General features: G+C 52.2%; 9 protein-coding genes. All 9 read right to left on the bottom strand.

What is annotated here, in order from left to right:
* On the bottom strand, positions 1-553 hold a 553-nt coding region (locus QME66_11550), incomplete at its 3' end, for a glycosyltransferase family 2 protein (GenBank protein ID MDI6809598.1).
* Complete coding sequence (locus tag QME66_11555; GenBank protein ID MDI6809599.1) at positions 550-1,506, bottom strand: NAD-dependent epimerase/dehydratase family protein; 957 nt, start codon at positions 1,504-1,506, stop codon at positions 550-552. The genes QME66_11550 and QME66_11555, both read right to left, overlap by 4 nt.
* A gap of 13 nt (positions 1,507-1,519) precedes the next feature.
* Positions 1,520-3,919 carry a DUF2723 domain-containing protein gene (locus QME66_11560; protein ID MDI6809600.1) on the bottom strand — a complete coding sequence of 800 codons (2,400 nt, stop codon included), beginning with the start codon at positions 3,917-3,919 and terminating at the stop codon, positions 1,520-1,522.
* Between the two features lie 256 nt (positions 3,920-4,175).
* On the bottom strand, positions 4,176-5,282 hold the full coding sequence (locus QME66_11565; protein MDI6809601.1) for a glycosyltransferase family 4 protein: 1,107 nt from the start codon (positions 5,280-5,282) through the stop codon (positions 4,176-4,178).
* 106 nt (positions 5,283-5,388) lie between these two features.
* The gene (locus QME66_11570) at positions 5,389-6,198 is read right to left on the bottom strand and encodes a class I SAM-dependent methyltransferase (GenBank protein MDI6809602.1); all 810 of its coding nucleotides are present in this window, start codon (positions 6,196-6,198) and stop codon (positions 5,389-5,391) included.
* Position 6,199: 1 nt separating this feature from the next.
* On the bottom strand, positions 6,200-6,925 hold the full coding sequence (locus QME66_11575; protein MDI6809603.1) for a metallophosphoesterase family protein: 726 nt from the start codon (positions 6,923-6,925) through the stop codon (positions 6,200-6,202).
* Between the two features lie 3 nt (positions 6,926-6,928).
* Positions 6,929-7,360: a transcription antitermination factor NusB gene (gene nusB, locus QME66_11580; protein MDI6809604.1), complete on the bottom strand. Its 432-nt coding sequence runs from the start codon at positions 7,358-7,360 to the stop codon at positions 6,929-6,931.
* 204 nt (positions 7,361-7,564) lie between these two features.
* Positions 7,565-8,365 carry a M55 family metallopeptidase gene (locus QME66_11585; protein MDI6809605.1) on the bottom strand — a complete coding sequence of 267 codons (801 nt, stop codon included), beginning with the start codon at positions 8,363-8,365 and terminating at the stop codon, positions 7,565-7,567.
* Between the two features lie 14 nt (positions 8,366-8,379).
* Entirely contained in the window at positions 8,380-9,675 is a 1,296-nt protein-coding gene (locus QME66_11590; protein ID MDI6809606.1) for a peptidylprolyl isomerase, read from the bottom strand.
* Positions 9,676-9,757: the final 82 nt, after the last annotated feature.

Genomic DNA, 9,757 nt, shown 5'->3' on the forward strand with positions numbered 1-9,757 from the left:
CTTCGGATGGACGGCTCCTGATCGAGGTCCCGAATTTGTACGCACACGATTCTTTCGAAGTGGCGCACCTGTACGCTTTCAGCCCGCAATTGAAGTCGTGAATATTGATACCGGTCAGCTTTGAGGTCACGAAATTGAAAAGCTTCGATGGAATCTTCTTCCCGATTGGATCCATCCTCTTCTTTTTCCATCCGGAGACAAGGTCATATCCTTCGTCAAGTTTCCTTATGAGTTTCCCGATTTCGGCGGGATCATCCTGGAGGTCACCATCGAGAGTCACAACAACATCGCCCGCGGCTTCCCCAAAGCCTACTGAGAGAGCTGCGGACTTTCCGAGGTTTCTCCTGAACACGAAGGCTTTTACTGTCGGGTCTTTCTTGGACAATTCAGAAAGTACGGTCTGCGTCGAATCTAGGCTGCCGTCATCGATGAAAATCAGCTCCCGCTCGACCCCGAGGCGTTTGAGCTCCTCGTCCAGCCTCGAGTGGAGCTCCAGGAGACTCTCGGCCTCGTTATAAACAGGAATAACAACCGAGACCAACGAGACTGTCACCTTTCTCTCCTGAAGTTTTCCTTCGCCCATCCGGTCTGCCTCACGAGCCCATCGCCAATCTTCGTGCACGGCGAGAATCCCAGGACTGTTCTCGCAAGAGTCGTATCGGCCATTGTGTGAACCGGGTCTCCCTTCTCCGAGGCAATATAGCTGACTCTTGCTTTCCTTCCTAGCTCTTTTTCGATAATTCCAATGCATTCATTTACGGTAGTTCTCGATCCGCCCGCGATGTTGAAGATCTTTCCACTGAGTTCCCCGGTCATCGCAGAAAAAGTCCCTTCAACTGCATCCTCGACGTAGGTGAAATCCCTCGATTGATTTCCGTCTCCGTATATCTGTATTCCCCTGTCATCGAGAACCGCTTGAATAAACTTGGAAAGGGCCATATCGGGCCGCTGTCTCGGCCCATAGACCGTAAAGTAGCGGAGCGAAACACAGGGAACGCGGAAGTTCTGCCAGTAGAGCGTGCACAGATTCTCTCCTGCCAGTTTGGTGACTCCATAGGGAGAGAGCGGCCTTCTCTCGCTGTCTTCGGTGACCGGAAGGGTCTTTGCCTCTCCGTAAACCGAAGAGGAGGATGCATACACGAAGGAGACTATGCTGCGCCCCTTGAAATACTCAAGGAGCCGCTGCGTAAGATTCACGTTCAGAGACGTGTAAATCTCAAACTGACTGCCCCAGCTGGACCTCACCCCTGCCTGAGCCGCCAGATGAAATACGTATCGTACGTCCTTGCACAGCTTGTCCAGATTTGCCGTAAGAAGGTTGTCTTCAAGAAAGGTGAACCGTGGAGATGACGAGAGTCCGCTGAGATTCCGCTCCTTCAGCTCACGTGCATAGGCGGGCGTGAAGCAGTCCACACCGTTTACGTCAAAACCCTTATCAAGGAGCTTCTCAGCAAGGTGGGAACCTATGAATCCGGCAACTCCGGTGACGAGAGCTTTACCGGGCATCTCGGGCCCCCTTCTAAGGTTTGCCAAGTTGGATGAACTTTCCGCCAGACCTTCTCTCGACCTTCTCCGAGGCAAATATTCCGCTGTATGCCGCGTAGATTGCCCTCATCTCACTGTCTTCCGGATAAACGTCAAGCCACCTCTTCAGCAGTTCCACAGCTTCTGCCTGTCTTCCATTCTCCCAATACATCTGCCCAAGAGTCTTCACTGCATCCCGGAATTGTCCTGATTCGCACACCTTCTCAAGTTCGGTGATTGCCTCGTTCGCCTGTCCGGTACTTTGGAGCATCAGGGCGTACCTGAAGCGAAGCTCTAGCCCGATCTGTGGGTCGTTGGCGAACTTCTTCAGCATTTCTCTATAATGGTCCCGTGCCTTGTCGAATTTCCCAGCTGATTCGTAGAAGATTCCAAGCCAGCCGACGACGCCTTCGAAGAAAGGATTGATTCTCCTTGCAGCCTCCATTTCCTTGATCCCATCATCTATCTTCTGGACTTCTCGAAGCTGCCATGCCAGTCTGACGTGCGCAGCAGCATAGTTCTGCACAAGCTTGAACGAGTTGTCGTCCTTGTAAATAGTCTCGTCATACCTTCTGTCTTCGGTAAGCAGTCCGCCGTACCGGAACGTGTGATAGAGGTTCTGAATGGTCTTATCAATATCGACCTTCCCATAAGGGCCGACCGGTTGAGGCTGGACCCGGAAAACAAGTCCTTCAAGAGTAAGTCTGGGCGCAAGCCCCATCTGGTCGGGAACCGTGACGGCAAGATAGATCGGTTGTTTTGCCGCACCCCGGGTTTCATTGACCTCGAGAATATGCTTCACCATTATGTCCTTGATGAGGACCGCCCTCCCCTCCGCGTCTCTGTAGGGCTCAAGCGAGTCAATGACATTGTCGGGCATGTCTATGGGCACCTTCGGATCCTGATGTTTCAGCTGTTTTATGTACCAGGGAGTGTTAAGAAGGCTCAGGTTCACCACCCGGACATCTTTCCTCACTTTCTCAACTTCCTGAATATACCAGAGCGGGAAAGTGTCGTTGTCGCCGTTTGTGAGTATTACTGCGTTTTTCTCGAGCGGCACCAGCATGTTGTAGGCATAGTCGTGCGCCACAAAATTGCCCCGCCTGTCGTGAGTGAAGAATCTGTCCGATACGGGTCTCGGAGAAACCGGCAAAATAGGAAGAATGATCGAAATCGACCAGACTGAGACGATTAGAGGCTTCTGCAGGCCTCCCTTCACAGATATCCGTACCCAGTCCGCGAGGGCGGCAAGGCCCATTCCTATCCACATCGCCATGATAAGAAAGGAGAATGTGTAGAAGTAGTCTCTTTCTCTGACTTCGCTGGCTGTGAAGTTGAGGTATATGATGAGTCCGAGACTCGTGATGAGGAAGAAGGTTCCAATGAGAAGAAATCCCTTCTTCTCTCTCATGGCATGCGAAACAGCTCCAAAGATGCCAAGCGCCAGAGGAAGGTATATCGAAACAGGCGTGAGATAGTTTGTGAGAACAAATTGTTCCTTGAGGTATCTGATGTACATCCCGAGCTGAAGAGAAAAATCCGCTCTTCTGATGAAGATGCTCCCTGGCTTGTATTGATCACGCCTCAATACGTCCCACAGAGCCCGCCAGTTATCAGGGTTGGCCTCATCTATTGGCGGGTTAAGCCTGGACCTGATGAGGAGATAGAGGTGGACCGAGACACCGACGAAGCAAAGCAGAAAGGCCCATCCAATGAACTTTGAGTTGAAGATTGACCGCCAATTGACGGCGAAAACAAGAAGGACTATCGAAGGCGCAACAAGCACGGTGCCAAGGTGAATACTGACCGAAAGAGACAGAAGGTAAACGATCAGAAGAAGGAGAGTATCATCATTTTTCTCACCCAGTCTTTCCCACCACCTGAGAGACAGCCACAGGCAAAACATCATGAAGAACGAGCTCAGGGAGTATACTTCTGCCTCAATGGCGCTATCCCAGAAGACTCTCGAAAACGCAGCGAAGAGACCTGCGCTCAAAGCACCAAGGCAGCATGTTATGGTTTGGAAACTCTTGAGGGGCGGCTTAAACCACAACTTGAGAAGCCTCAAGGTTGAGAGGTAGAGAAAGAGTACCGCCAGGACAGAGGTAAAGGCCGAAAGAAAGTTCAGCCTGACCGCTATAGTTGAGACTGGTATGATCGAGGCCAGCCTTCCGATAAGAACGTAGAGAGGCGTGCCCGGAGGATGCGGAATCCCCAGAACGTAGGCGGTTGCTATGAATTCGCCTGCATCCCAGAAAGGAACCGTGGGCGTAAGCGTTATCAAATAGGCCGCGAATGCGACAACAAAAAGAGCTGCGCCGCAAATTAGTTCTATTGAACCTGACCGGTTCAAAGAACCCTTGCTGAGACTCTTATCTTCCGTCACTTCCGCCATTCTCTCCTCCACTGACCTTCAACTTGCATGGCAAGGGCGCTCTCATCCGGAGACAAGCGGTTGTCTTGCCTTACGACGGAGCTCGATGAAGCGGCTGAATCCAAGACTGTATATACTACACCGATACGGCGCCCATTTCTACATCTTCTTTCTAGAAAATAGAAAATAGTGACAGTCACCTATTTCGCGTGCGCTCAAGCCTGCATCGGCTCCTCGGCACGGACTCGACTGCGCTTCCGGTGCCCGCTGCCATTCACTATCTCAGTGCCCCCAGAAGAAACTTCTCCATTTCCTTTGCGCAAGTATCCCAGTTGAAGGTGAGTGACCATTCTTTCGCACCCTTTGAGAGCTTTGCAGAAAGCTCTTTGTCCTCAATGATTCTTATCATAGCATCTGCAAGCTCACGGATATTGCCGTGCTCGACGAGGATTCCGCTCACTCCATCTCTGACAGAATCGATGAGGCCCGGACTTCTGGACGCAACAACGGGCGTGCCGCAGGCATTTGCCTCAAGCACTGTCAGTCCCCAACCCTCTTTGGGAGAAGGATTGACGACGAGATGGGCCTCTCTCAGGAGTCTCACCTTCTCATCACTCGGGACCTGTCCCACAAAACTCACAATGTCCAGAACTCCCAGTTTCTCTGAAAGCTCAACCAGCGGCCCTTTGTACGGTCCGTTTCCGACCACGACGAGTCTTGCATCTGGGACGCGTTCTTTCACAAGAAGCATTGCCTTCAGAAGATACTGGACGCCTTTGTATTTGCGAAGTCTTCCGAGGTAGACCAGAAGCGCCTTCTTGCTTTTTGCGATCGTGCTTGAATCCGAATACAGTGCATGATCAAGCCCGCAATGAATGACAGAAATCCGGTGACGGTTTACTCCTCTTCGAACCAGATCATCCCTGGTGCTCTCAGATATGGCAACAAAAGGAACTTTGGCATAGACCAACGGAATAAGAAGTTCATGCAAGTACACGTACATGGCCAGAATCGGCGACGTCTCCTTGAACACAGTAGAACCGAAAAGGTGAGGCACAGTCGCAACGACTCTTGATTTCGCATAGAGCGGGCTGAAAAACGGAATCTTGTTTATATCTTCGAGAACGATGTCGAATCTCTCGTTCTTGAGTTTCATTACGTAGTATATGGGTAAGGCAAGATTCGCATTGTGCCATCTCCCCTTTCTTATTACCCGTATCCCGTCAATCCGGACTTCTTCCCTGCAGTCCGGGAAGCCGCTCGCGAGAAGTGTTACTTCGTGGCCCCACGTAACAAACCTCTTGAGGATCTCATGGATGTGAACCTCTGCTCCCCCCGCCTCCGGGTTGGCAATGTCACGCCAATTTATGGCAAGAATCTTCAAGACGGCCCCTCACCTCAATCCTCTCCCCAGGGGGGAGAGGAAGAATGCCGTGTGAATTTCCTCGCGGCTGCACCCTCAACCTTCTCCCGCGATGGAGAAGATGATTCTACCTCGGACACCGGCACTCCTTCCTGGCGATGACTCCGATCACAAAATAGGTATAGTAGGAGACCTTCTTCTTTCTGAACCAACGTCTGAATGATTCCGAAACGGCCGTGACGACCGGGATTCCGCGCGGATACAGCGGAAGCCGGGCGATACGCAGTCTCATAAGTAAGTACCGCGTCCCCCTGTAAAAAAGTCCAGGCACCATCCAGTCGCCGTATGCGGAGACAGGGCTAAATCCATTGGCTCTGAGTACATTCTCGAGCCCGCCCACCGTGTATTGAGTCTCCCAGCTGACAAGCCAGAGTCCGAGTGCCATGAGGATGTGCTTCACGATTGTGTAAAGGTGGAACTTCTGGGGTACGTCAACGAGAACGATCCCTCCCTCCTTGAGTACTCTGTTCTGTTCTGCCATGAGAAGAGAAGGGTCTTTGAAATGTTCAAGAAGCCCCTGGTGGAAAGCAGCATCGAGACTTCCATTCCTGAACGGCAGAAGGCATGCGTCGGCACAGACTAGCTCTACGTTCTTGCTTCCGGATGACTCTTGTTTGACGAGCGATAGCGAATTGAGCGAGTAGTCAAGAACAATAAGTCTGGCACCGGCTTTCGCCAGCTCGATGCTGTCACGTCCAGAGCCCGCTCCGACCTCAAGAATAGTCTTTCCACGGGGATCAAGGACGGAACGAAGTGCCTCAATTACCCTCTTATCATTTGAGTAGACATCCTCGATCGTCTGCCTTGAATCCCAGAATCTGTCCCACTCTGCCCGTGGGAGTCCATTCTCCCGTGCGTCTCTTTTCTCATCAGCCATCTTATTGACCGTAGCTCAACCTTTCCGCAAGAACCCGAGGGAGCCCGGCAAGTGCGATCTTTTTCTGCGCTGCCTGGATGTCGTACACAACCCTCACGAGCTTCACCCAGCCCTCATCTGGGCTGTAAATGGCAAAACATGCTCTCGGATCTCCGTCTCTTGGCTGTCCTACACTCCCGACATTGACGAGATACCGCTCGTTGTTCTTGAATTCAATAGTCTCTCCGGAAGATATCCGGCAGTCGCTCCCATCGCTCCTGAAAAAAACGGGCTTGTGAGAGTGCCCTATGAAGCAGACCTTCTCGTGGAACGTATGCAATTCCCTGCCGGCTTCAACCGGATGGAAGACATAGTTCCATCTTTCCGGTCTGGATGGTGATGCATGCACTACTCTGAAACCATCTCTTGTGAACGATAAGGGAAGTTTGATCAGGTAGTTCTTGTTGCTTTCTGTGAGCTGCTCACCCGTCCAGACAACTGCACTCCTGGCAACCGAGTTGAAAAAACCGGGTTCCGTCAGCCCTACGGCAGCAGAGTCATGATTTCCGCAAACGACTGCGCTTGAACACTTGTTCACTCTGTCTATGCATTCATTGGGCTCCGCACCATAGCCGACAAGATCGCCCGCGCACAGAATCTCGTCAATGCCATCCTCCTCGATTCTCTTCAGCACCGAATCAAGGGCCTCAAGGTTTGAATGGATGTCTGAGATGACAGCTATTCTCAAGAATTACGCTCCCGGGTTCTTGAGTTCCCTGCCCCGGAACTCCCGTGCAACGCTGTCAAGTATGCCGTTCACGAACTTCCCTGAATCCTCGGTCCCGAACCTCCTTGCGATCTCAATCGCCTCGTCGATAGCGACTTTTGGGGGGACTTCAGTCAGGTAAAGAATTTCCGCAACACTGTATCTCAGGACATTTCTGTCGGTGGCTGCCATTCTCCCCAATTCCCAATTCTTTGAGGTCCGCGAGATTATCTCGTCAATCTGCCGGGCATGCTCACTGAATGCTCTGACCAGCTCCCGGGTGTAGCTGTCAATACTTGCCTCATGCTCGGATTCCGAAAGAACCTCGTTCGCGACGGACATAGGTTCACCGGACGAAATCTCCGCCTGATAGAGGATTCTGAAAGCCAGCTCTCTTGCCTTTCTTCTCTTCTTCAATCCCATCTCCCTGTCAAACCCGACGGCGGAAATGCCCGAGAGTACGCTATCTGCTTGTCCCGACTCATCATCACAGTGTCCGAAGTTACTTTATGCCACTGCGGACTGTCAAGAATTCCCATCGATGGCAGGGTGAGGGGAATCAGTGGTGCGAGGAGGATGCCGCAGATGCGGTGACAATTCCGGCCATGATCGTGGCGCGACCTAGATTGTGAACAAAAGCAGCCGGAGCGCCTCGAAGTAGTCGTCCGTCTCGAAGCGCACGACGAACGGCTCTTTCAGAACGGCCCCCGGGTAAAAAGAAGCTTTGTAAGCACTAAAATGATTCTTGTACCTGATCTCGACCACTAAATGATTCGGAAGCCGAATCAGGCATTTTGCCACATCCCTTTTGAGCGCCTTTGCGACGCCTTCACGAATTCTCGCTACTGCAATCTCAGGATGAATGCTCACGGTTGAGCTTCCTATCCCTTCTTTGACCGCAGCCGTGCCAATGTTGGAATTGAGCGTATTAACTTCGTCACACAGCCCCTTGTCCCCGGAAACGAATACTACGGGCACTCTGGCCAGGCCGGCTGCATAGGCATTTAGCAGGAACTCGGAGGCATTCCGGTCGTTGAGCTTGATTCCATACACGATGCTCCCCGCCATAGTGTGAGCCAACGGACTGGTCTCAGCTCCGGCGCGCGAGTGATATCCAACCATTATGACTGCATAGAATGACTCGTCCAGTTCCTGCATCATGCCGAATGGATGGCCGCTCCAGCCTCGAATCAGGCGAGCTTCTTTGGGCAATTTTGATGCAATGATGTTTCTGCCCGTATCATGGGCGTCCTTGACCAGTATTTCGCTGGCGCCGGCGCTCACCGCTCCTTCGCAGGCTGCCTGAACCTCGGCGGTCATCTGCTCCCGAAAAGCGGCGCTGTCGCGTTTCTCAAGATCCGTCTCGTTCCAATGGGTGACCCCTGTGATACCTTCGATGTCAGCGCTGATATAGATTTTCATTTCGTTTCCTCCGGCTACTTTCTAGTGACGGCCACGCTTTCGATCCTGTCGCCCACTTGAATCGCATCAACCACTTCCATACCTTCCAGGACCTGTCCGAAAATCGTGTAGCGTCCGTCAAGGTGCGGTGTCGGGCAATGGGTCACAAAGAGCTGACAGCCCTCCGTGTCTTTCCCTGCGCTTGCCACTCCGACCATTCCCCGCCTGTACTTCAAGAGACTGAATTCTGACCGAATCGCATAGCCCGGCCCTCCCCAGCCGTCGCCGCGCGGATCGCCGCCTTGAATCACAAAATTCGAAACGACACGATGAAACACCAATCCATTGAAAAATCCCTTGTCTATCAACTTCATCATGCTCATCACGGTGAACGGAGCTTCATCTGGAAAAAGTCGAATCTTAATATCGCCCCTGCTTGTTCTGAGGAGAATCTCTTGATCTCTCCTTATGGCGTCGAAATACTTCCAGTCATAGTCGGTGTACTTGGCAGCCGAATGCTTGGGAATACGGTCACTGTAGTCCTTGCCAGTGATGTTCTTGAGGGCTTGAGCCGCGGCCGTCACCACCGTGTTGTCCTCGTTAAGCAACGCCTGTTCAAGCAGAGAAATCGATTTCGCACTTTTGAGCGCCCCCAGTGCTTTGGCGATCTCAACCATTGTTTCAACATCGTCCGGGGTTTTGAGCCGTGAATATGCCAGCATCAAAGGCTCAACTGAAGATTCACGAAGGAATACGGAATCGGCAAGGGCGGAAGCAGCGGTCGTGGTCACTGCCATGTCATTGCGTTCAAGGAAAGAGAGGATTGTCTGATATGCGCGGTCCTTCAACTCGGGAGTCAATGTGGTGTCCTTGCACACTTTCACCAGAGCATTCGTGCATTCCATGATGACTGCTTTCTCTGTGTCGCGAATAGCCAGCAGAATCTCAGCTGCTTCCGGGTTCGAGACCTCGCCAATGGCTTCGATCACCTTTGCCCGAAGTCTCGGGTTTCGCTCCTTGGTCAGTAGTCCATTCAAGAGTGCCAGTTCGCTTTGGCCGTAGATCTTCGCCAGAGCGATTGCGGCTTCACCCTGCTGCCGCCAGGTGAAAGCTTGGTTACGATTGGAGATAATCCTGACAAGTCGAAGCCTGCAGTCCTTCCAGACATCAGTCCCTTCCTTTTCTTTCAGCTTGCTTCCCCCAATTGCCTGAAGCGCCGTCAGGGACACGTGTTCGTTCTCATGTTCGAACTTGGCTATGACTGGGGTAAAGACATCGGCCTTTCCCCGCGTGGGGTGGCTGGTCAGCGCACGCAGAGCATTCACTTGCACACGCCAATCCACATCATTTTCCAGTTGCCCTAGCCTGAATTATGCACGCGTTTACTGAAAAAAGAGTGCCATCGTCCTCGGG

This window comes from Candidatus Eisenbacteria bacterium (assembly GCA_030017955.1).
In the GTDB taxonomy this organism is placed as follows: domain Bacteria; phylum Eisenbacteria; class RBG-16-71-46; order JASEGR01; family JASEGR01; genus JASEGR01.